This window comes from Streptomyces sp. NPDC034049 (genome assembly GCF_055575575.1).
In genome coordinates, this window is sequence record NZ_JBVISJ010000003.1 from 312,174 (window position 1) to 334,889 (window position 22,716).

Annotated in this window: 18 protein-coding genes; 12 read left to right on the plus strand and 6 right to left on the minus strand. The window is 73.4% G+C overall.

The genetic code is table 11. The annotated features are described in order from the left end of the window. Positions 1–10 precede the first annotated feature (10 nt). Positions 11–844: an NPP1 family protein gene (locus tag ACZ52C_RS10995; RefSeq protein WP_469074425.1), complete on the plus strand. Its 834-nt coding sequence runs from the start codon at positions 11–13 to the stop codon at positions 842–844. Positions 845–958: 114 nt separating this feature from the next. Here the strand turns inward: ACZ52C_RS10995 and ACZ52C_RS11000 are convergent, their stop codons facing one another. Further along, entirely contained in the window at positions 959–1,744 is a 786-nt protein-coding gene (locus ACZ52C_RS11000; protein ID WP_469074426.1) for a membrane protein, read from the minus strand. A gap of 331 nt (positions 1,745–2,075) precedes the next feature. On the opposite strand from ACZ52C_RS11000, the gene ACZ52C_RS11005 reads away from it, so the two are divergent. The 3 genes from ACZ52C_RS11005 (at position 2,076) to ACZ52C_RS11015 (ending at position 6,414) form a co-directional block, all read left to right on the plus strand. After that, positions 2,076–4,031 (plus strand): YncE family protein, encoded by a 1,956-nt coding sequence (locus ACZ52C_RS11005; protein ID WP_469074427.1) that lies wholly within the window; start codon positions 2,076–2,078, stop codon positions 4,029–4,031. Positions 4,032–4,169: 138 nt separating this feature from the next. Beyond that, the gene (locus ACZ52C_RS11010; protein WP_469074428.1) at positions 4,170–4,961 is read left to right on the plus strand and encodes a response regulator transcription factor; all 792 of its coding nucleotides are present in this window, start codon (positions 4,170–4,172) and stop codon (positions 4,959–4,961) included. Between the two features lie 49 nt (positions 4,962–5,010). Continuing rightward, positions 5,011–6,414 (plus strand): sensor histidine kinase, encoded by a 1,404-nt coding sequence (locus ACZ52C_RS11015; RefSeq protein ID WP_469074429.1) that lies wholly within the window; start codon positions 5,011–5,013, stop codon positions 6,412–6,414. 297 nt (positions 6,415–6,711) lie between these two features. Here ACZ52C_RS11015 and ACZ52C_RS11020 read toward each other — a convergent pair whose 3' ends face one another. Next, positions 6,712–8,013 carry a hypothetical protein gene (locus tag ACZ52C_RS11020; RefSeq protein ID WP_469074430.1) on the minus strand — a complete coding sequence of 434 codons (1,302 nt, stop codon included), beginning with the start codon at positions 8,011–8,013 and terminating at the stop codon, positions 6,712–6,714. A 168-nt stretch (positions 8,014–8,181) separates the two neighbouring features. Then, positions 8,182–9,408 carry a PP2C family protein-serine/threonine phosphatase gene (locus ACZ52C_RS11025; protein WP_469074431.1) on the minus strand — a complete coding sequence of 409 codons (1,227 nt, stop codon included), beginning with the start codon at positions 9,406–9,408 and terminating at the stop codon, positions 8,182–8,184. Positions 9,409–9,718: 310 nt separating this feature from the next. Here ACZ52C_RS11025 and ACZ52C_RS11030 point away from each other — a divergent pair, with 310 nt between their 5' ends. Continuing rightward, positions 9,719–10,213: a hypothetical protein gene (locus ACZ52C_RS11030; RefSeq protein WP_469074432.1), complete on the plus strand. Its 495-nt coding sequence runs from the start codon at positions 9,719–9,721 to the stop codon at positions 10,211–10,213. On the opposite strand, the gene ACZ52C_RS11035 is transcribed toward ACZ52C_RS11030, so the two are convergent. Further along, positions 10,174–10,542 carry a hypothetical protein gene (locus tag ACZ52C_RS11035; RefSeq protein WP_469074433.1) on the minus strand — a complete coding sequence of 123 codons (369 nt, stop codon included), beginning with the start codon at positions 10,540–10,542 and terminating at the stop codon, positions 10,174–10,176. The genes ACZ52C_RS11030 and ACZ52C_RS11035 overlap by 40 nt on opposite strands. 153 nt (positions 10,543–10,695) lie before the next feature. Between ACZ52C_RS11035 and ACZ52C_RS11040 the strand changes: the two genes are divergently transcribed. After that, the gene (locus tag ACZ52C_RS11040) at positions 10,696–11,634 is read left to right on the plus strand and encodes a hypothetical protein (RefSeq protein WP_469074434.1); all 939 of its coding nucleotides are present in this window, start codon (positions 10,696–10,698) and stop codon (positions 11,632–11,634) included. Here ACZ52C_RS11040 and ACZ52C_RS11045 read toward each other — a convergent pair. Beyond that, a complete protein-coding gene (locus ACZ52C_RS11045) occupies positions 11,549–12,901 on the minus strand; it encodes an aminotransferase-like domain-containing protein (protein ID WP_469074435.1) in 1,353 nt (450 codons plus the stop codon). The genes ACZ52C_RS11040 and ACZ52C_RS11045 overlap by 86 nt on opposite strands. Before the next feature lie 131 nt (positions 12,902–13,032). Here ACZ52C_RS11045 and ACZ52C_RS11050 point away from each other — a divergent pair, with 131 nt between their 5' ends. The 5 genes from ACZ52C_RS11050 to ACZ52C_RS11070 all read left to right on the plus strand — a co-directional run bounded on the left by ACZ52C_RS11050 (position 13,033) and on the right by ACZ52C_RS11070 (position 18,171). Next, positions 13,033–13,854, plus strand: coding sequence for an alpha/beta fold hydrolase (locus ACZ52C_RS11050; protein WP_469074436.1), 822 nt, complete (start codon positions 13,033–13,035; stop codon positions 13,852–13,854). Between the two features lie 152 nt (positions 13,855–14,006). Next, positions 14,007–14,456, plus strand: a complete 450-nt coding sequence (locus ACZ52C_RS11055; RefSeq protein ID WP_469074437.1) for a DUF7144 family membrane protein — start codon at positions 14,007–14,009, stop codon at positions 14,454–14,456. Between the two features lie 291 nt (positions 14,457–14,747). Further along, positions 14,748–15,785: an endonuclease/exonuclease/phosphatase family protein gene (locus tag ACZ52C_RS11060; RefSeq protein WP_469074438.1), complete on the plus strand. Its 1,038-nt coding sequence runs from the start codon at positions 14,748–14,750 to the stop codon at positions 15,783–15,785. 58 nt (positions 15,786–15,843) lie between these two features. Beyond that, the gene (locus ACZ52C_RS11065; RefSeq protein ID WP_469074439.1) at positions 15,844–17,811 is read left to right on the plus strand and encodes an FUSC family protein; all 1,968 of its coding nucleotides are present in this window, start codon (positions 15,844–15,846) and stop codon (positions 17,809–17,811) included. Between the two features lie 141 nt (positions 17,812–17,952). Further along, positions 17,953–18,171 carry a hypothetical protein gene (locus tag ACZ52C_RS11070; RefSeq protein ID WP_319240180.1) on the plus strand — a complete coding sequence of 73 codons (219 nt, stop codon included), beginning with the start codon at positions 17,953–17,955 and terminating at the stop codon, positions 18,169–18,171. 94 nt (positions 18,172–18,265) lie between these two features. On the opposite strand, the gene ACZ52C_RS11075 is transcribed toward ACZ52C_RS11070, so the two are convergent. Next, positions 18,266–20,356, minus strand: a complete 2,091-nt coding sequence (locus ACZ52C_RS11075) for a PhoX family protein (protein ID WP_469074440.1) — start codon at positions 20,354–20,356, stop codon at positions 18,266–18,268. A 252-nt stretch (positions 20,357–20,608) separates the two neighbouring features. On the opposite strand from ACZ52C_RS11075, the gene ACZ52C_RS11080 reads away from it, so the two are divergent. Then, positions 20,609–22,699, plus strand: a complete 2,091-nt coding sequence (locus tag ACZ52C_RS11080) for a VWA domain-containing protein (protein WP_469074441.1) — start codon at positions 20,609–20,611, stop codon at positions 22,697–22,699. Positions 22,700–22,716 lie beyond the last annotated feature (17 nt).

The window sequence follows — 22,716 nt, forward strand, 5'->3', positions numbered from 1 at the left end:
GAAACCGCTGATGTCCCACGCTACGAAGAGGTCCACGGAGTCCGTGCGTTCGCGCCTCGCCCGTCTCGGCAGGGCCGCGGCGGTCGCGGGCAGCGCCGTCGCCCTGACGATCGGGTTCACCGGCAGCGCGCACGCGGGCGTGCTGAACCCGCTGAACGAGAGCACGACCTCGTTCCAGAAGACGTTCCAGCCGGTCTTCGACTACGACTCCGACAGCTGCTTCCCCGCGGCGGCGATCAATGCGAGCGGCACCCTCAACGGCGGTCTCGACGACAGCGGTCCGGTCACCGGGCAGTGCCGCTCGGACCACCTCGGCAAGGCCAACACGTACTCGCGTGTGAAGTGCAACAACGGGTGGTGCGCCATCGTCTACACCCTGTACTTCGAGAAGGACATGAGCTGTGCGGACTGCACGGCCACCTCGCACCGGCACGACTGGGAGGCCGCGGTCATCTGGGTGCGGCAGGGCGCGAGCACGCCGGAGTACGTGTCCGTCTCCGCGCACGGTGGCTACTCCACCACCACGTTCGCCTCGGTCCCGAAGGACGGGGTCCGGCTGAAGGTCGTCTACCACAAGGACGGCGCGCTGACCCACGCCTTCCGTTTCGCCAAGTCCGGTGAGACGGCGGAGGCCTGGGGCAACGGCGGCTGGGACTTCCCGGGCCTGGTCAGCTGGAACAGCTACCCGGGCACCAGCAACACCTGGACGTCGAGCCTCCAGTCCCGGATGCAGGACGCCACCTGGGGCGACGCCAACTTCCCGCTGAAGGACGGCCGCTTCACCACCGAGCTGAGCCGCGCCATGCCCTCGGGCATCGCCTTCGACCCCAACGGCGCGGGCTGACACCACGGCGGTGGCGACGGGACGGCAATGAAGGCGGCGGCGTCCGGCTCTCGATCGAGAGCCGGACGCCGCCGCCTTCGCTGTCGCTGTCGTCGCCACCGTCGAGCGTGGCGGTCAGATCTCGGTGCCCGCCGTGTCCGCCCGCTCGCGGGAGCCCGCCTGGTGGCCGATCGCCGTCTCGCGGCCCGCCTGGTACGCCGCCACGCTCCCCCGCACCTGCACGGTCTCCCGCTCCACCGCCGTCAGCATCCGCTCCCAGCGCTGCCGCATCGGGCCGATCAGTCCGCCGCCGACCCCGACGACGAGGATGCCGGCGACCGTGCCGAGCGCGGCGTAGAGGACGGGCCGGGTGACGTCCTGGGCGATGCCGGCCTGGCCGAGCGCCGCGATGACACCGAGGCCGACGACGCAGGCCCAGACGGCGGTCGCGAGGGTGCGGCCGTAGGAGAGGGAGGAGAGGGCGCCCCCGACGATCCCGCGCACCGCGCCCGCGACGGCCATCGCGACGACCACGAGGACCACGGCGACGACGGCGCGCGGCAGCCAGCCCACGATGTCGTCGATCAGCGCGCTGACGGGGTTCGCGCCGAAGACGCCCAGCGCGAACTGGAGGGTCATCAGCATCAGCGCGTAGTACACGATCCGGCGGAGGATGCCGGTCAGGTCGTACGAGGAGTCCCGCAGCAGCCGGGACGTTCCGGCACGTTCGGAGAGGCGCTCGGAGCCGACCTTGCGCAGCACGCGGTCGACGACGCGGGAGACGAGTTTCGCGACGAACCAGCCGACGACCAGGATGACGAGGAAGGCGACGAGTTGCGGTACGAACTGCGCGACCTTGGACCAGGCGTCGTTCAAGCCCTGGGTGAAGTCGACGGACAGGTCGACGGACAGGCTGACCATGGGTGGTTCTTCCCTTCGCGGGTACGTCGGATACGTCCCCTCCCCTTGTGGATAGCAGTGGGCCAACCGGGTGACGGCGCACCTCAGGGCCGTTCGGGTGACCGCGCGCGGGGTGCGCGGAGGGCGCGTGCGCCGGAGTGGACGTGCGGTGCGTAAATGCGTTGAGTTCCCCGCCACCCCCTGTGACCCTCTTGTCAGAGGCATGACCTAGTCTTCGCTCACGCGTCACAGGTGTCACACGCGCGACACAGGTCGAACACACCGGCCCCGCCCGACGGCATACGACGACGCGCCCATTTCTTTCGTTCCGGGGGGTTCGAAACCTGTGCGTATGCGCACTCTTCCGGCTGCCACCGCGCTGGCAGTCCTCTTCAGCTCGGCCGCGCTCGCGGTCGCGCCCACGGCGTCGGCCGACAGTGCCAAGCCGTTCCCGCTCTCGGACTGGGCGGACGACACGGTGGTCGACGGCGTCCACCAGCAGGTCTTCCTCTCCGACGGCGGCAAGGTCATCGTCGCCGACTACGCGGGCAACGTCGTGAAGACCCTCACCGGTCTGCCCGGCGTCAACGACCTCGAACTGAGCCCGGACTCCGGCACGCTGTACGCCACGGCTCCGGAGGCCGACAAGATCGTCGCCGTCGACACCACGACGCTCGCGCTGAGCGCGGAGTACCCGACCGGCGAGAAGACCGCCCCGCACCGGGTGGCCTACGCCGACGGCAAACTCTGGTTCGGCTGGGGCCAGAACTGGGACTCCGGGATCGGCGCGGTCGACCTCACCGCCGAGACCCCGACGGTGAACCTGGACCTCGCGGCCGGCTACGACTGGTCCGGCCAGCCGGTGCTGCTCGCCGATCCCGACAACCCGGGCACCCTCACGGCCCTCGACTTCGGCATCAGCTCGGCCCCGATCGTCGTCTACGACATCTCCTCCGGCACCCCGGTGATCCACGCCTCCGCCGAGAAGGGCGGCTTCTACGAGGACGCCGCCCTGATGCCGGACGGCCAGTCGGTCGTGGTGGCCGGGCCCGGCAACAGGGCGCTCGCCGAGTACCGGCTCTCCGACCTCTCGGAGGTGCGCACCTACCCCGTCGCCGACGACCCGCAGACCGTCAGCGTCGCCCCGGACGGCACGGTCGCGGCGACCGTCATCGACACCGACGACGCCGGCGACACGTACGTCTTCCCCGTCGGCGCCGACAAGCCCGCGAGCGTCCGCAACCTGTCCCGCGACTGGATGCCGTTCTTCGGACACTCCATCGGCTGGTCCGGCGACGGTCAGAAGCTGTTCGTGATGACCGGGAGCGGCGAGGGCAGCCTGTTCCACGTCCTCGACGCGCCCCGCAAGTACGCCGCCACACTCACCGTGAACGCCCCGGCGACCGCCACCCGCGCCAAGCCGCTCACGGTCTCCGGCAAGCTCACCTCGGGCCTGGCCCTGCCCGCCGGCACCCCGCTCACGGTCACCCGGACCGACCTGGAGTCCCCCACGGGCAAGTCGCTCGGCACCAAGACGCTGGGCACGGGCGGCACGTTCTCCTTCACGGACACCCCGCCGGCCGGCGGCAAGGTCACGTACAAGGTGTCCTACGCGGGCGACGCGCAGCACACCGCCGCGGCCGCCTCCCGCTCCGTCGAGGTCTCCCGGGCGACGCCCACGCTGACGCTGGACAAGAACCGCAAGACCTACGCGTACGGCGCGGACGTGAAGTTCACCGCGCACCTCGGCACGACGTACAAGAACCGCAAGGTCGAGATCTGGGCCGACCCGTACGGCTCGGACCGGCCGAACAAGCTGGTGAAGTCGGGGACGGTGAACTCCAGCGGCAACCTGTCGGTCACCGTGAACCTCAAGCGCGACACCAAGCTCTCGGTGAAGTTCGCGGGCGACGCGCGCTACAAGGCGAAGACGGTCACCAACACCGTCTACACCAAGGTCGCCATCGCGTCGTCCATCTCGGGCCACTACACGACCCGGACGGCGTGGGGCCAGAAGTACCACTACATCCACAAGTCCAAGGACCCGGTCCTGAAGACCACGATGTCGTACTACCCGGAGCGCAAGCAGCGGCTCCAGTTGCAGTTCCACTACGACGGCGCCTGGCACGACGGGGGCTCCGAGTACTTCCCCCTCGGCACCGCGGGCAGGTCCGACGTGACCCTCACCGGCACCCCGACCACGGACGTCCGCCTCCGCTTCCGCTCGGAGTACCACGACACGACCTCGGGCGACAACGTCAACACCACGACGTACGGCCCCTGGAAGTACTTCATCTACACCAAGTGACATGAGGGGCGCCCCCGGACGGGGGCGTTCCGAATGATGGGGGGAGCGGTCTCCCTTACCTGCCGGTACGTGTGACGATACGGCCCTGTTCGAAACTTGAGACCTCAATCTGAGGCCACGTTCGCAAAGGAACAGGACATGACCACGCCTGTGCCCGCCGCTCCCTCCACACCCCCACCAGCGGCTTCGTCCGCCTCGGCACTCCCGTCCGCGTACACCGCGAACACGCCGGCCGCGTCAGCCACGCCGGCCGCGCGGCTCCTCGTCGTGGACGACGAGGAGGGGGTCCGCTCCATGCTGACGATGGCGCTGGAGTTCCTCGGCCACCAGGTGACCGCCGCGGCCACCGGCCGCCAGGCGCTCCAGGCCGTCACCCGCCACGACCCCGATCTGATCCTCCTCGACGTCAACCTCCCCGACCTGAGCGGCTTCGAGGTGTGCCGGACCCTGCGCGACCGGGGCAACGCCGTCCCGGTTCTGTTCCTCACCGGCCTCGGCGGCGTCGACGACCGGGTCCGCGGACTCGACATGGGCGGCGACGACTTCGTCACCAAGCCGTTCGAGCTGAAGGAGATCGCCGCCCGGGTCCGCGCCCTGCTGCGCCGGGCCGGCGGCGGACACCCCGCGCCCGACCGCAACCGCCTCCGCGCCGGCGCGGTCCAGCTCGACGCCGACGCCCACCAGGTCTGGGCCGACGGCCGCCCCGTCGAACTCACCACCACCGAGTTCGCCCTCCTGCGCTACCTCATGGAGAACCCCGGCCGCGTGCTGTCCCGGCGCCAGATCCAGGAGCGCGTCTGGAACCACCGCGACGAGGGCTCCGGCGTCGTCGACACGTACATCTACTACCTGCGCCGCAAACTCGGCGGGCCGGGCCAGTCCCTCATACGAACGGTCAGAGGAGTGGGCTACCAACTGTGCGCCGATTGAACGGAATCCCTTCCGGGGACGGCACAGCGGGTCCGGGTGGGTCGCGGACATGAGCGGGTTCGCCGGGCTGGGGGAGAGCATCCGGGCGGTCGGGCTGCTCGCGCCGGGTGACACGTGCGCCCGGCCCCTTCCCGGGCGCCCCCACCCCCCGGTCGAGCGGCCGATCCGCCCCCACCGCACCGGTCAGCGCACCGTCGGCTTCTGGCTGATCGCCACGCTCGCGACCCTGGGCGCCGTCGCCGCGCTCTCCGCCCACACCCTCGCCCACCACCTCACGGCCCGCACCGACCAGGAGATCACGAGAGCCGGCGGCTTCGACGGCGCGGCGGCCTTCGGCGGCCCCGGCCGGCGGGCGGTCTCCCCGGACGCCTCGGCGACCACGCCCTCCCCTCCCACCCTCCCCCCGGCCCCGCCCCTCGACGAGAACGGTCTCGTCCTCGTCCTCGACGACCGGGGCAGGGTCGTCGAGCGGTACCCGGGATCCGTCGGCCTGCCCGCGTTCCCGGCGCTCACGCCCGCCCGGCTGCGGGCGTACGCGGACCGGTCCGCGCCCTCGGCGTTCGGGGAGAACTACCGCGCGCAGGTCGTCCGCGGGGTGGAGACCGGCCGGAGTCGCCAGGGCGGCTATGTCGTCATCGCCCGGTCCACCGCCGACGACCGGCGGGCCGTCGCGCGCCTGCTCCAGGTCGAGACGGCCGCCGCGCTCCCCCTCCTGGCCACCGTCCTGATCGGCGCCCGCCGCCTCGGTCGCCGTGAGGTCGGGGAACGGCAGGACACCGAGCGGCGGTTGCGCGCGTTCATGGCCGCCGCCGGGCACGAACTGCGCAACCCGCTCACCACGATCTCCGGGTACGCCGAACTCGCCCGGGTCGGCGACCCCGCGTACGAACCGATGCGGCAGGAGGCACTCGACCGGATCACCACCGAGGTCGGCCGGATGGGCGCCCTCATCGACGAGTTGGTGCTGCTGACCCGTCTGGACTTCGGCCAGCCCCTCCGCCTGACCCGCGTGGACCTCGCCCAGCTGTGCCGCGACGCGGTCACCGCCGCCCGTGACTGCCACCCCGACCGACCCGTACGGCTGCTGCTGGCCCCCGGCGACCACACGGTCACCGGCGACCCGTTGCGGCTGCACCAGCTGGTCGCCAACCTGCTCGCCAACGCCCGCGTGCACACACCACCGGGGACGACGACCACGCTCGGACTCGGTACGGAGGACGGCCACCGGGTGATCGAGGTGCTGGACGACGGCCCGGGGATCCCCGACGCACTCCGCGCCCGGCTCTTCGACCCCTTCGTCCGCGGCGAGGAGCCGCGGGCCGCCGGCAGCGGGCTCGGCCTCAGCATCGTCGCGGCGATCGCGACGGCCCACGGCGGCGTGGTCACGCTGGAACCCTCCGAACCGTCGCACCGGGGAGCCTGGTTCAGGGTCCGCATCCCGGCGCCGTCCTGAGCCGCCCGGCATAGCCCAAGGGTGGTGACGGGAGGTGGACTTTGCCGACGGCTGGGGAGTTTCTGATCAACCTCTGATCCGGCTCCGATCCGCTTCGGAGCCACGACCGCTTAAGTGGGCCACGTGCGGTGTCCACCGTGTGTACGCACGTACGCACAGTGCGGCCCCGTACGAACTCCCCCTCCGAGGTCGGCCCGGTAAGCGCCCTGATCGACGGCTCATCGATCTACGACGAACGGAACGACGGCTCATCGACCCGGCTCGGCCTACCGGGCACGTGCCGGGCCGACCTCATCCCTACGCGGGCTGCCGCCGCAGTTCGGCCAGATGCTGCCGGGCGTGCTCCAGGGCTCCGGCGCGTCGCCCGGGGACCAGACCCCGCAACTCCACGAGTTCCACGCCCAGTTCATGGGCGCGCACGGTGTCCGTGATCAGCCCCCACTGGTGGTGCGCCCGGTCGACCGCGGCCTCGACCGCCGGGTCCTGAGCCGGCCGCCCCGCCGCCAGCCGCGCCCGCGCGACCCCCATCCAGGCCGCACAGCTGCCCGCCGGGTCGCCCGCGAACATGGCCAGGTCCGCCCGCACCTCGCGCCAGTGCAGCACCTCCTCCGACCCGTCCCCGTACTCCCGCAGGGCCTCCTGCTCCCAGCGAGCGGCCAGGGCACCGGCCTCGTCATGCCGCCCCGCCCCGACGGCCGCACTGATGGCACCGTGCGGATCGGCGACGGGGACGGCGGGGGCGTGCGGCGGGGACGCGGGTGGTCTGGGTGGAGTGGAGGGAGTGGGCGGAGTGGGGATGGGCGACTGGGGCGCAAGGTTCTGACCTGTACCCGGACCCGTACCCGTATGCGGGCCGGGCGCGGGCAGGGCCGGAGGCCCGCTTCGCGGGACCGGGGGCGCGGAGCCCTGGGGTCGGGAACGGGTGACGGCGGGGGCGGGACCCCCGAGCGTGGCACCCGGCACGGAGCCCGTGGCGTCGTAGGAGAGCAGCAGGTCGCCGTAGCCCGCGGTCCGGGCGAGCACCTGCTCGTGCAGCACCGCCGGCTCCGGCCGCTGCCCGCTGCGCAGTATTGTCGCCAGCGCCTTCATGTACGCCGGCGCGGCCACCCCCCGCCGCACGCCCCCCGTCGGCGGCGCGACCCGCCCGTACACGCTCACCCCCGGCCCGGCCGTCAACGGCCCCCCGGCCAGTTGCTGCCACACCTCCGCGTCGGCGTGCAGATCGACGAACAGCGTGGTCGTCCCGGGCGTGCGCAGCCGCAGTTCCTCCACGATCCAGTGCCAGGGGAACGCGGTGTACCGGACCGTCGCCGGTGTCGTCCGCGCCAGCGCCAGATGGACGAGCCGCTGCTTGCGGTCGAGTTGCAGCTGCCCGGCGAGGTACACGGTGAGCGGACCGGGCGCGGTGGCCGCCGCGCGCAAGCGCGTCAGGACGGCCTGCGGCTCCAGCGGATCGGCCAGCTCCACGACGTTCGCCGTCCCCGCGCCGGACAGCACCTCGGGTGTGACGGCCGCCAGTACGGGGAGCACGGAGGCCGCGTCCACCAGGCAGCCCTTGCCCATGGGTGAGGCCGCGAGCAGCAGCACCGTTCCGGGCATCGTTCCCTCCCCATCGACTCGCCGTCACCGGACTTCGCCGGTCGTCGCCGGTCACCGACTCCCGCCGGCCTCCCGGCCGACTCCTCGTCGATCACCCGCACCAGCCAGCACCGTAACCGCTGCGCGCGCAAAGGGGGAAAGGAGGACTGCGGGAGCGGGGCCGGAGGTTCAGCGTGGGGCGCTCGGGGCCCGTCGTACCGGCTGCGACGCCCGCCGTACCGCGAAGATCGTCGTGTCGTCGTCGAGACCGCCGCCGGTGTGGGCGAGGACACCGTCGCGGACGAGGCGGACCAGGGCCCCGGGGTCGAGGGCGGGTGCCCCGGCGGCGAGGGCGCGGGCGACGTACTCGCGGAGCGGGAAGAAGACCCCGCGCCCGTCACGCGCCTCCGTCACCCCGTCCGTGACCAGCAGCAACGTCTCGTCGGCGGCCAGCCGCACGGTGGCCGTCCGGGTCTCCCGCGGCGCCAGCTCGGCGAGCCCCAGCGGCAGTCCGTCCCGCAGCGGCAGGAAGCGCACACCACGTGGCGAGAGCAGCAGTGGGGGCTCGTGGCCGAAGTTGACGACGTCCACGGTGAGCGCGTCGAGCCCCGTGAGATCCGGGCCCCAGTCGGTGCGCTCGCTGCGCAGTTCGGGGAAGTCGAGCAGGACGGCGGTGGCGAAGCGTTCTGCGTCGTCGCGGCCGACGTGCGCGCAGTAGCGCACATGGCGGACCATACGGGTCTCCAACCGCTCTGCCACGGTGGCCGGTTCGGCCTCGTGGTAGGCGGCCTCGCGGAACGTGCCGAGCAGGACGGAGGCCGCCTCCACCGCCGCGAGCCCCTTGCCCTGGACGTCGCCGATGACGACGCGCGTGCCGTGGGGGCTGGGCTGGATGTCGTAGAAGTCGCCGCCGACGCGGGCCTCGCTGTCGGCGGCGAGATAGATCTCGGCGTGGTCGAGGCCGCCGACGTCCGGCGGGAGCTGGCGCAGCAGGATCCGCCGGGTGGTGTCGACGACGGCCCGCATGTGCAGCATGCGCTCCTGGCCGCGCAGCCGTACCGCGCAGGCCAGCACGGACAGGATCCCGCCGAGGGCGACGAGGACGAAGTCGGGGAGGCCGGTGCGCTCCTGGTGGGGCCAGGAGTTGTCGCCCACGATGTACATGAGCATCGCGAGCGCCGCGAACAGCGCCGTCGTCCACACCCGGCAGACCGCGGCGGCCGTGCCCGGTACGAGCACCAGCCAGGAGATGACCCGGAAGTCGCCGCCGGTGAACCAGTCGACCACCGGTACGGCGAGCAGCACCACGAGCGGGGGCAGCCAGGCGACGTTCCGCCCACGGATCCGCAGCGGCTGCTGCCGCGCGACGGGGTCCGGGTCCCGGCGCCCGAACGGCACCGGCATCCGCATCCGCATGCCCACAGCGAAACACGCCCCCACTCCCCCCGCATCCGTGGGCGGGTGCGGGTCCGGTGGGGCTTCTCGCGCAGTTCCCCGCGCCCCTGAAAAAGCAGGGGCTGCGCCCCGTGCTTTTTCGGCTCGAAAGGGCCGTAGGCCCTTAAGGGGCGCGGGGAACTGCGCGACCAGCCCCCACCGGACCCGCACCCGCCCACGCGCAGGCACCCCGCCGTCACCACTCCGCCCCCCGACTTGCCAGCCGCTCCCCCCAGGTGTGGTCTGGTAGACGGGGCGGAGAGTGGCGGGGTGGGAAGAGAGGAGTGCTCCCATGGCTCAATCGGCACCCACTCCGGGGCGGCCGGTGATTCCGGGCAGGCCCTCGGTCCCGGGCCGGACCCCGGTCCCGGGCAGGTCGGCGGGGCCGGCCACGCCTGACGTCTTCAGTGAGCGCACCCACCGGCTCACGAAGCTGATCCTGCCGGTGGTCCTCGGCCTCGTCTACGGCTACTGGGCCGCGGCGATGAACCGCGACGCCGGCCCCATCACCGGCTGGAACGTCCTCTTCGGCTTCGTGACCGCGTTCGTCTTCGCGGCGCTCTTCCTCGCCGTACTGACCGTCGCGCCCCGGCTGCGCCGCGAACCGCACGCCCTCCTCTGGGCCGCCTTCGCCGGCTGCGCCTTCGGCTTCCTCTACAGCCAGGCCGCCCAGCACACCGTGATGCGCTCGACCCTCATGTCCCTCGGGATCGCGGCGGCGGTCTTCGCGGTGGCCTTCTACCGCTACTACACCCACGAGGACGCCACGGGCCACCGCTTGGGCTGAGTCATTCCTCCTCCCACTCCCAGGGTGAGCCGGTACCAGTGCGCGTCGCCGAAGACCTCCTGGCCCCGGACCGCGCAGTCGACGACGGCCCGGCTGCCGGGCGCGAGGGAGCCGACGACGCGGGAGTGCGCCGTCGGCTGTGCGCGGAGGTTGAGGTCACCGCGGGCGACGACCGTGCCCCGGACGGCACCGTCGGAGTGGCCGGCCTCGGCCGCCCCTGTCGCCCCTGTCGCCGCTGTCGCGGCAGTCGTCGTCCCGAGCGCCGACACCGCCAGCACACCACCGGTGATCCCGGCCGCGACGAGGCGCCCTTCGCCACCCCCTGTCACGCTTCCTCCAGGTAACACCCGGTCGGGTGAGCGCTCCACCGGAGCGGACCACGCCCCCGGCCCCTCCCCGTTCGGCTTGTCCTGGGGGGCCATTCGCAGTCACACGGGTCGGGAGCGCTAGCGAGGTCGTGGGCGGGGGTCTTGCCTGGAGGGGTGCCCCACCCCGTCCGCGCCGCCCTGTCGGCCGTACTGACCGCGCTCGCCTGCCTGCTCACACCGGTGGGCGCGCTGGCCGCGTGGGCGACGTACGAGCTCGCGGACCGGGCGCGGTACGAGGCGGTCATGGCGCCGCTGGCGAGCGACCCGGCCGTCCGGGAGGCGCTCGCGGACGCGGTCGCGGCCGGCGTCCTGCGCGAGGTCCGGGTGGGCCCCCCGCTGCGGCGGCCGGTACGGGAGTTCACGCACGACGCGGCGCACTCCTTCACGCAGACCGAGGCGTTCCGCACGGCGTGGCACATGGTGAACCGGGCGGCGCACGACGCGGTGCTGACGGCGGTGCGCGCGGAGGACACCGGCGGCGGGGGCACGGGCGGGCCCGGCGTCGGCGGGGCGCGGGCGGTGACGCTCGACCTCGCGCCGGTCGGCGAGCGCGTCAAACGGCAACTCGTGCGCGACCACGTGCCGTTCGCCCACCGCATCCCGGTCGCGCGCACCGAGGTCGAGGTGTTGTCGGCCGCGGAACTGGTCCAGCTTCGAAAGGGGTATCGCGTGCTCGAAATCGCCGCGTTCTGGCTTCCGGTCGGTGCGCTCGCGCTGGCCGCCGGGGGCGTCCTCGTCGCGACGCAGCGTCGTCGGGCCGTCTGCGCGACGGGTCTCGGCGCGGCGCTCGGCGGTGCGCTGCTCGGCGTCGCCGTGGCCCTCGGCCGCCACCTGACACTCGCCGACCTGCCCCCGGACGTCTCCCCGGCGGCCGCCGGGGCCGTCTACGACGCCCTCACGGCCACCCTGCGCACGGTGACCTGGGGACTGCTGCTGCTCGGTACGACCGTGGCCGGGGCCGCCTGGCTCACGGGCCGGCTCGTGCGACATCGCCGAGCGTCCGCAGCGCCCCCGCCAGCACCGTCGGAGGAACCGACGCGAGCCCGAGCCTGACGCAGTCGGCGGCGGTGGCCGCCCCCGCGACACGGAACTCCGGCCCCGGCGTCACCGCCACACCCCGTTCGGCGGCCGCCGCGCGGAACGTGTCCGCCCGCCAGGGCTCGGGCAGCTCCCACCACGCGTAGTAGGCCCGCGCGTCCCCCCGCACGGTGAACCCCGCGAGGTGCTCGGCGACCAGCCGCTGCCGTGCCGCCGCGTCAGCACGCTTGGCCGCGACCAGCCGCCCGACCGTCCCGTCCGCGATCCAGCGCACCCCCGCCTCCAACGCGAACCGCCCCACCGCCCAGCCCCCCGACCGCAACGCGTCCGCCGCCGCCCCGACCCGGCCCTCCGGCACCACCAGGAAGCCGACCGTCAGCCCCGGCGCCACCCGCTTGGACAGCCCGTCCACGAGGAACACCCGCTCCGGCGCGTACGCGGCCAACGGCGGCAGCGCCCCCGCACCGGCACCCGCGTCCCCGCCCGCCAGGAACGACCAGATCCGGTCCTCGATCACCGGCAGGTCCAACTCCCGCACCACACGGGCCAGTTCGGCCCGCCTCCCCGCGCCCATCGTCACGGACGTCGGATTGTGCAGCGTCGGCTGGACGTACACCGCCGACAGCGGCGCCGCCCGGTGCGCGGCGGCCACGGCCTCCGGCCGGAGCCCCTCCCCGTCCGTCGCCAGCGGCACCAGGGTCGCCCCCAGCCGCCCGGCGATCTCCTTGACCAGCGGATACGTGAGGGACTCGACGCCGACGCGCCCCCCGGGCCGTACGAGGTGGGCGAGGGCCGCGGCGATCGCCTGACGGGCGTTCCCGGCGAAGAGGAACCGTCCCGGATCCGGGCGCCAGCCGGCCGTGGCGAGCAGCCCGGCCGCCGTCTCGCGCGCGGCGGCCGTACCGGTCGCCGGGGCCGTGCGCAGCGCGTCCGTCAGCACGTCCGGCCGCAGCAGCGGTTCCAGCCCGGTGGCCAGCAGCTCCGACTGGCCGGGTGCGGAGGGGTAGTTGAGCTCCAGGTTCACCGGCGCCGAGCCCGCCTGCTCGGCCAGCGCCCGCCCCACCGACGCCGCCGGCGCCGCCCGTACGAACGTCCCGCGCCCGACCTCGCCCACGACCAGCCCGCGCCGCACCAGTTCCGCGTACACGCGCCCGGCGGTGGACCCGGCGATGCCCCGCCGTCGCGCGAACACCCGCTGCGGCGGCAGCCGGTCACCGGGCTCCAGCCGCCCGGAGGCGATGTCCTCCGCGATGCGATCGGCGATCCGCCGGTAGTCGGCCATGGCCGCCCCCTCCCTCGACCTGCTCGACCCTCGTGACTCTCTCGTCTGTCCAGCTCCACCCGGCCGCCACATTGCACCGAGGGCAAAGATCTTATTGCACCGAGGAGTTGGGGCACTCTAGGGTCGATGTCATGACCACCTTCCTCGCATACGAGGACAAAGGGGGGCCCGAGGGACTCGGGGAACCCGGACCCGCGGGCCGACCCGCGGGCCGACCAGCGCGCCTCCCCCTCGTCCTCGTCCACGGCCACCCCTTCGACCGCACGATGTGGCACCCGCAGATCACCGAGTTCTCCCCCACCCGCCGCGTCGTCGCGCCCGATCTGCGCGGCTACGGCCGGTCCCCCGTCGTCCCGGGCGTCACCCCGCTCTCCACCTTCGCGGAGGACATCGCCGCGCTCCTGGACGACCTGGGGGTCCCTGAGTTCGTCCTCGGGGGACTCTCGATGGGCGGCCAGATCGCGATGGAGTGCTACCGCCTGTTCCCGCACCGCGTCCGCGGCCTCCTCCTCGCCGACACCTTCCCGGCCGCCGAGACCGAGGAGGGCAAGCGCACCCGGAACGCCATGGCCGACCGGCTGCTGCGCGAGGGCATGGCGGGGTACGCCGACGAGGTGCTGTTCAAGATGGTCGCCCCGTACGCCGACGCGGAGGTCGCGGCCCTGGTGCGCCGCATGATGACGGGCACCGACCCCGAGGGCGCCGCGGCGGCCCTGCGCGGGCGGGCCGAGCGCCCCGACTACCGCGAGCTGCTCACCCGCGTCACCGTCCCGGCGCTCGTCGTCGTGGGCGCCGACGACGAGTACACCCCGGTCTCCGACGCCGAGGCCATGCACGCCGCCCTCCCCGACTCCACCCTGCACATCGTCGACGGCGCCGCCCACCTGCCGAACCTGGAGCGCCCGGAGGAGTTCGACAAGGCGCTCGGGGCCTTCCTGGCCCGCCTGGACTGAGCACCGGGCCGGGCCGCGCGCCCCGGTTCCCCGTCCCGGCCCTCCCACGCCTCCCACCTCCCGGTTTCACCCGTTCGGCCTACACCGCATGCGGCCCTCCTCCCGCCGCGTGAGCATGCGGGTGAGCTGTCCATCCGTAGGAGGAGGCCCACATGGCCCAGCACAGCACCGCACCACGCTCGAACACCACGTCGCAGGAGACGCCGATGTCCCACCGGGGAGCCCGCTCGGAGTGGGCCCACGGCGGCATGGTCTTCGCCGGTGTCCTGATGATGGTCATCGGCGTCATGGGCATCCTCAACGGCATCGCCGGGATCGCCACGGACGACGTGTACACGAACATCGGCAGCTACGTCTTCGAGTTCAGCCTCACCACCTGGGGCTGGATCCATCTGGTGATCGGACTCTGCGTCCTGGGCACCGGGTGGGGCGTGATCCAGGGCCAGACCTGGGCTCGCGCGGTGGGGATCGCCCTGACCTCGCTGTTCGCCATCGAGTACTTCATGTTCCTGCCGTACGCGCCCGTCTGGTCGCTCATCTGCATCGGCATCGCGGTCTTCGTGATGTGGTCCCTGGCGACCTCGCCGGACCCCACGCCGTAGGCTCCGCCGAACGCCCGAGAGGTGGGGGCTTGTGTGCGCCGGCGGCCGCGCGCCCGTCGTGGCCGCTCGCGCGGTTCCCCGCGCCCCTGAAAGCGAAGCCGGGGCTACGCCCGGCTTCGCTTTTCGGCCCGCAGGGCCGTTGCCTTTCAGGGGCGCGGGGAACCGCGCGAGAAGCCCCACCGGACCCGCACCCGCCCACGTGCCCCGCCCCGATCCCGCCCCCGGCGCAACCTTCCCCCCACCCCGCCCGTCCTTAGAAGGACCCGCCAGAAACAGCGAAAGGCACCGGCCGTGGAGAGCGCGACCATCGAGCGGCCGGACCCCAGCCCGGAACCCGCACCGGCAGCCGGGCCACGCCCGCGCAAGCGGCACGGCGGCAAGGCCTTCCTCGCCGTCCTGCTCCTCCTCGGCGTCACCCTCGTCGTCGGCTCCCGCGCCGCCGGCATCGACGCCTTCACCCCGGTCCCCCAGCTCCTCGCGTTCCTGCCCTGGCTGCTCGCCCCCACCGCCCTCGCCCTCCTCCTCGCGCTCCTCTCCCGCCGGTGGATCACCCTGACCTGGGGCGTGGTGCTCCTCGGCGCCCTCGCCTGGTACATCGAGCCCTACGGCAAGGCGAGCGAACCGACCGGACCGGTGCTCGCGAAGGTGCGGGTGATGACGTCGAACGTGCAGTTCGGCCGCGGCACCGACGCCCTCGTCAAGGCCGTGCGCCGCGAGCGCCCCGACATCGTCTTCGTCGAGGAGTGCGAGCTGACCTGCTCGGCGAAGCTCCGCGACTCGCTCGGCGATCTGAGCGGCCGGACCCCCGACTATCCCCACCGGCAGTCCGTCGAGGGCTACGGCTCCACCGGCTCCGTCATCCTCAGCCGGTACCCCCTGAAGTCCACCGACCCGATCCCCGGCTCGATGGGCATGCCGGGCGCCGTCGCCGACGTCGGGGGCCACCCCGTCCGGCTCCAGCTGGCGCACCCGATGCCGCCGCTGCCGGGCCAGCTGGACACCTGGCGCCGGGAGCTGGGCGCGCTGCGCGCGTACGCGGCCGAGGACACCCGCACGCCCACCATCCTGGCCGGTGACTTCAACGCCTCCCAGGACCACGCGGCCTTCCGCGCGATCCTCGACACCGGCATGAACGACGCCGCCCGGCTGACCGGACAGGACCGCAGGCCGACCTGGCCCTCCCGGACGACCCCGAGGATCGGCGCCCAGATCGACCACGTCCTCGTCTCCCGGAAGGACTTCTCCGCCCGCGAGGTCCGCTTCCGCGAGCTGTCCGGCACCGACCACAACTCCGTCGTCGTGGACCTCTCGCTGCACCGGCGCGGGTGAACCGCGAGGTCGCCGACGCCCCCCGGGGACCCCGATCACCCGTGGCCATAATGGGCGCATGCCCCGCACGCTCCCCATCGGCCTCGCCCCGCCCGACTGGCTGGTGCGGAACCTCCGGCCGCAGCCCGCGCCGGTCAACCGGCCGGCCGTGGCGCGCGCGGCGATCGCGCTGACGCTGCCGCTCGTGCTCGGCCTCGCCGCCGGCCGTCCCGAGTACGGCGCGCTCGCCTCCATGGGTGCCCTCTCGGGCGTCATCAGCGACACGGCCGCCGCGTACCGGATGCGGCTGCTGAAGATCGCGGTCCCCCAGCTGTTCGCCGCCGTGGGCATCACGCTCGGGTCGCTGGCGTACGGGCAGGGCTGGGTCACCGTCGGGGTCCTGACCGGGGTCGCGCTCGTCTCCGGGATGATCTCCTCGATCGGTGCCGTGGCCTCCGTGTCGGGGCTGCTCCTGCTGCTCAACTCGGTGATCGGCGCGGGGCTGCCGATGCCGGGCCCGTGGTGGCTGGCCCCGCTGCTGATGACCGGCGGCGGCTTCCTCGTCCTCACCCTGGCCCTGCTCGCCTGGCCGCTGCGGGCGGGCGTGCCGGAACGGGCCGCGGTCGCCGACACCTACCGCGAGGTCGCGGACCTCCTCGCCACGATGACGGCGGACACCCCGGCGGCCCCGGGCACGCGGGACTCGTACGACGACGCGCGGTTCCTGGTCACCCAGTCCCTCAACCAGTCCTACGACCTGGTCCTCGCCCGCCGCGCCCGCCACCACGGCCGCAGCCCCGAACTCGTACGCCTGCTGGCCCAGTTGAACGCGATCACCCCGCTGGTGGAGGCCGCCCCGGCGGTACGGCTGGCCGGCCGGCCGCTGCCCGCCGAGATCCCGGTGGCCGTACGGCATCTCGCGGAGGCCGTGGAGACGGGGTACTCGGGGCCGCTGGGCCTGCGGCTGCCGGAGCCCGCGAGCGAGATCGGGCGGGCGGTCGACCAGGCCCTGCGGCACGCCGCCGACGTCGCCACCGAGAAGTCGCCGGACGCACTGAAGAAGGCCGGCGACCGGGCGGGCCGCCCCGCGCCGCTGGGCGTGCGCGCCCTCCGGGTCGCCCGGAACGTCGTCCTCTCCGGCACCTCCTGGCGCTACGGCCTGCGCCTCGCGCTGTGCATCGGCATCGCCCAGGCCCTGGTGTCGCTCGTGCCGGTGCCGCGCTCGTACTGGGTGGCGCTGACCATCACCTTCGTCCTGAAGCCGGACTTCGGGTCGGTGTTCTCCCGGGCGCTGCTGCGGGCGCTCGGCACGGTCGTGGGGCTGGTGGTCGCGGCCGCGATCCTCACGGAGGTGCCGCGCGGCTGGTGGGACGTGCCGGTGATGCTGCTCCTCGCGCCGCTCATCCCCGTCCTCACGCCCCGGGGCTACGGCTATCAGACGGCCGCCATCACCCCGGTGATCCTGCTGCTCTCGGACACCTTGAACCACCAGGGCGCCGATCTGCTCGTCCCGCGTCTGGTCGACTCCCTCATGGGCTGCGCGATCGCGCTGGTGGCGGGCTATCTGCTCTGGCCGGAGAGCTGGCACGCCCGGGTCGGCGACCGGCTCGCGGACGCCGTCGCCGACACGGCCGCCTACGTCGAACGCGCCTTCGGGCAGACCCCGGCGGACCCCGCCGACCGGGCCCGGACCCGCCGCCGCCTCTACCGTGACCTCTCCACCATCCGTACGGAGTTCCAGCGGGCCCTGACCGAACCGCCGCCCGTCGGCCGGCGCGCAGCCGCCTGGTGGCCGCTGGTCGTGGCGGTCGAGCGGATCGTGGACGCGACGACGGCCGCCCGGGTCCGGATCAAGCAGGGCGCGCAGCCGCCGTCCGCCGCCGAGGTCGACCAGGTCATCCGGCAACTGCGGGAGTTGGCGGACGGACTGCGCAGGACCGAGACCCTCTACGAGGTCCGCTCCGACCTCAGCGGGCCGCCGGGCAGCGTGCTGGAGCCGCTCCGCCAGGAGGTGGCGGCGGCCCGGACGATCACCTCGTCCCGCTGAGCCACGGTCTCCGCAGGTCAACCGGGCGCAGGGCGCCGAATCGTTACGTCATCCCCGCACGGGTGACTGAGGGCGAAGGCGCAGCCGAAAACCAGTCATGATCAATCCTGTTCAACCGCCCTACCTATAAGGGGATTTTTCATGCGTCGCACCGCGACCGTCCTGCTCGGAACCCTCGCCCTCGCCGGCGCCATGGCCCCGGCCGCCCACGCGGTCCCGGACCCGGTCGGGACCGTCACGTGTCTCGCCGAGACGCCCGCCGCCGTGACGGAGCTGGCGGCCGACCCGACCGCCCTCGTCGACCCCGCCGCCCTGCTCGACCCGGCGGGCGCCCCGGCCGTGAGCTGCCTCGCCCCCTGAGGCCCACCCCGGCACGACATGCGGGCCGCCCTCCCCGACAGGAGGGCGGCCCGCAGCCGTGTCCGCGCCGGTGTCGCTCGGACGCCGGTGTCGCTCAGACGCCGATGTCGCAGCCGTCCGCGCGCCACACCGCGACGACCGCCGGGCGGACGTACGTGCCCGCACCGTCGGGCCAGGTGCTCTTCGGCTTCTCGACGGTGGCCCCGTCCAGCTCGCCCGGGTGCTGGACGGCCACCAGCACGCGACGGTCCTGGATGATCGGGCCGCAGGTCTCGGCGCCGCTCGGGACGGTGAGGAACTGCTTCAGCTCACCACGGCGGTCCCCCTTGGTCGCCACGCCGAACAGTCCGTCGTGCGAGCCGAGCTGGGAGCCGTCGGTGGAGATCCACAGGTTGCCGTACCGGTCGAAGGCGACGTTGTCCGGGCACGAGATCGGGGAGACGTCGTCCTTCGGGAAGCCGGCGAAGTAGGTCGCCGGGTCGTCCGGGTCGCCCGCGACGAGGAAGAGCAGCCAGGCGAACCTGGTGCTCTCGGGCCGGTTCCAGCGCTCGGTCAGCTCCAGCACCTGGCCGTGCTTGTTGGCGTTGCGCGGGTTGGCCTCGTCCGCCTTGGGGTTGGAGCCGACACCACGGTTGGAGTTGTTGGTGAGGGCGACGTAGACCTTGCCGGTGACCGGGTTGGGCTCGATGTCCTCGGGCCGGTCCATCTTGGTGGCGCCGACCTTGTCACCGGCGAGCCGGGTGAAGACGAAGACCTCGTCGGCGGTCATGCCGTCCACATGGGAGACGGCTCCCTCGGCGGTGGCGGTGGCCAGCGGGATCCACTCGCCGCTGCCGTCGAACTCGCCGTCGGCCGGCAGCTTGCCCGTGCCGTCGATCTCGATGGCGGGGGAGTCGCCGGTGAGCTTGGCCACGTAGAGGGTGCCCTCGTCCAGCAGCGACAGGTTGTGCTCGCGCACCGCGCGGCTCGACCCCTTCCGCATCCGCTTGCTGCTGACGAACTTGTAGAAGTAGTCGAACCGCTCGTCGTCGCCGGAGTAGACGACGGGACGGCCGTCGGCGGTGAGCCGGATGGTCGCGGCCTCGTGCTTGAAACGGCCGAGGGCGGTGTGCTTGCGCGGGGTGGAGGCCGGGTCGTACGGGTCGAACTCGACGACGTACCCGAAGCGGTGCACCTCGTTCGGCTCCTGGGCCACGTCGAACCGCTTGTCGAACCGCTCCCACTTGCGCTCGCTGGCGCCCGTGCCGATGCCGTACCGCTTGTCGGTGGGCCGGCTGCTGTTGGCGAAGTACTGGTTGAAGTTCTCCTCGCCGTGCAGCGTGGTGCCCCAGGGGGTGGTGCCGCCGGAGCAGTTGTTGAGGGTGCCGAGGACCTTGCGGCCGGTGGGGTCGGCGGAGGTCCTGAGCAGGTCGGATCCGGCGGCGGGGCCGGTGAGCCGGAACTCGGTCGTCGCCGTGACCCGGCGGTTGAGGTGGTGGCGGGGCACGGCGGTGAGCCTGCCGGTGCGCCGGTCCTCCTCGACCACGACGGCGGACAGGCCGTGCGCGGCCCAGGCGACCTCGACCTGGTCACGGGTCGGGTTCGCGGCGTCGTAGCCGCGGAACATCAGCACCTCGTCGGTGTACTCGTGGTTCGCGACGAGGAGCTGCCGGCCGCGCTCGCCCGGGAGCGGGAGCAGCGCGAGGAAGTCGTTGTTGTAGCCGAACTGGCCGGCCTGCGCCTTGCCCGTCTGGTTCTCCGGGTCGAAGGCGGGGGCGCCGCGCAGGATCGGCTCGCCCCAGCGGATGACGACGTTCTGCCTGTACCCGTCGGGCACGGTCACGGTGTCGGCGGTGTTCGGCGCGACGGAGGTGTACCGCAGACCGCGGGCGGCCTTGGGCCGGGCCTTGGACGCTGCGACTCCGGCGGTCTCGGCGGACCCCGCGGCGTCCGCCGAGGTGGCCGCGGCGGCGGGCCCGGCGGTGCCGAGCGAGACGGCCGAGCCGGCCGCGCCCGCCACGGAGACGACGGCGGCGGCCCTCATCACCGAGCGACGGCTGAGCGCGCCCGCGATGACGTCGCCCACGTATTCGTTGGTGCTGGTGTTCGGCACCTCGTGGAAGCAGGCGTCGCCACAGCGGAACCGACAGGTCAGGGCGGAACGGCCGCCGGGATGCGAGCCGATCATGGGCAGCAGCTTGCGCACAGCGCGCTCCTCGATGCTCTTATGTGCCTTTTGGTGTGAGCGCGACGCTAGGGGGGCGTGTGTTCGAGAACGGGGACGCGAGGTGAACGGGGAGTGAACCTGCGGCAGTTGGGGCGGTGTTGACAGCGCGGGGTGGCGGGGATAGTGAAAGGCCCCTGCCCCACCCCAAGATCGCCACGCCCGGCCGCTAACCTTACGTGTCCGTCCTGGCCAGGGATTGACGGGCTTCAACTCACCCGAAGGGTTGCGCACATGGGCATTCTCTCTCTCCTCCGGAATGCGTTCAGCCGCTCACGCAAGGGGCGCGACACGGTTCCTTCGCAGGAGGCGGAGCGGGATTCCGCCCCGGAGGACACCTCCGCGGCGACGGCCGAGGGGGCCGCGCCGCAGCAGACCGCCGAGCCGGCGGTCCCGGCCCCGGCGGCCGAGCCGAGGGTCCCGGCCCCGGCGACCGAGCCCGCGGCCTCCTCCGTGGCCGACGAGCTCGTCTCGGCGGCCTTCGACAACGTGACGGTCCCGAAGCCGCGGGGCGCGGAGACCCCCGAGAGAGAGCCGGAGCCTGGGGCTACGCCGGAGTCTGTGGCTACGCCGGAGCCGGTGGCTGGGGCGGCGCCGAAGGCTGAGGCGGTGGCTGAGGCTGAGGCTGAGGTGACGCCGGTCGGCGAGGAGAAGGTCGAGGCCGAGGTGCCCGCCGAGGCTGAGACCGAGGTGGAGCCGTCGGTGGTCGAGGCCGAGACGGAGACGTCGGTGGTCGAGGCCGAGCCGGTCGCCGAGGCCGGGGAGACCGGGGCGGCCGAGGAGAAGGCCGCCGACAAGGCCGAGCCGAAGGCGGTCGCCGAGACTGCCGATGAGACTGCCGATGAGGTGGAGGCTGCGGCGCCGGTCGCCGAGGCGGAGCCGGAGACGGAGCCGGAGACTGTCGTCGAGCCCGCCACTGCCGCCGAGACCGAGCGCGAGGCGGCGGCTGAGGCCGACGACGCGAAGGGTGCCGCCGAGGAGGAGGCTGCCGCGCCGGTCGTCGAAGCCGCGGCTGAGCCGGTGGTCGAGGCGGAGCCGCAGGCGGCGGCTGCCGCCGAGCCGGCCGTGACCCCTGAGCCGGAGCCGGCCGCCGAGGCCGAGCCCGCCGAGGTTGCTGCCGCTGAGGCGGAGCCCGAGGCGTCGGCCGAGCCGGAGTCGAAGGCTGCGGAGGAGTCCGAGGCCGCCGAGGAGCCGAAGGCTGCCGCTGAGCCCGCGCCCGAGGCCGAGCCCGCGCCCGAGGCCGAGCCCGCGCCCGAGGCCGAGGCCGCTCCCGAGCCCGAGGCCGCCCCGGCCCCGCCGGCTGAGGCCGAGCCGGAGGTCACCCCGGAACCGGCCGTCGCCGCCGAGCCGGAAACCGCTCCCGAGCCGGAAGCCGCCACCGAACCGGCCGTCGCCACCGAGCCGGAAGCCGCCCAGGAGCCCGAAACCGCCCCGGAGCCGCAGGCCACCCCCGAACCGGTCGCCGTCGAGCCCACCGAACCCTCCGCGACCCCGGACCTGGTCGTCGTGGCCGACGCAGCCGCCCCTGAAGCGAAACCCGAAGCCACCACCACCCCCGAAGCCGCAGTCGCCGACGGTGAAGGTGCCCCACAGGTGGCACCCGCGGCCGACGACGAAAGCCGCACAGGTGGTGCGGGTGGGGAGACGGACGGGGCCGACGGCGCAGCCGAGGCCGTGCCCGCCGCCACCATCCCCGGAGGGCTCCGCACCGCATACGCCGCCGCCCACGACGTACTCGCCAAGCAGAACCTCACCACCGCCCGAGCCAAGGTCTACCTCGTCCTCGACAGGTCCGCCTCGATGCGCGGCTACTACAAGGACGGCTCCGCCCAGGCCCTCGGCGAGCAGACCCTCGCCCTCGCCGCCCACCTCGACCCCGAGCAGCCCCCCACCGTCCCCGTCGTCTTCTTCTCGACGGAACTGGACGGCACCGGCGAGCTCACCCTCGACGCGTTCGAGAACAAGGTCGACGACCTGCACGCCGGCTGCGGCCGCATGGGCCGTACCAGCTACCACGTGGCCGTCGAGGAGGTCCTCGCCCAGCACCAGAAGGCGACCCCCGGCACCCCCGCCCTCGTCGTCTTCCAGACCGACGGTGCCCCGGACGCCAAGACCCCGGCGAACCAGGCGCTCGCGGACGCCGCGAAGAACCACCCGGACGTCCACTTCGCGTTCGTCGCGTTCGGCGACCCGGAGAACAAGGCCTTCGACTACCTCCGCAAGCTGAAGACCGACAACACGTCCCACTTCCTGGCGGGCGAGACCCCGCGCGAGCTGACGGACGCCGAGGTCTACGAGGGCATCCTGGCCACCTGGCGCCCGTAACCCCCGCACCCGGGCGC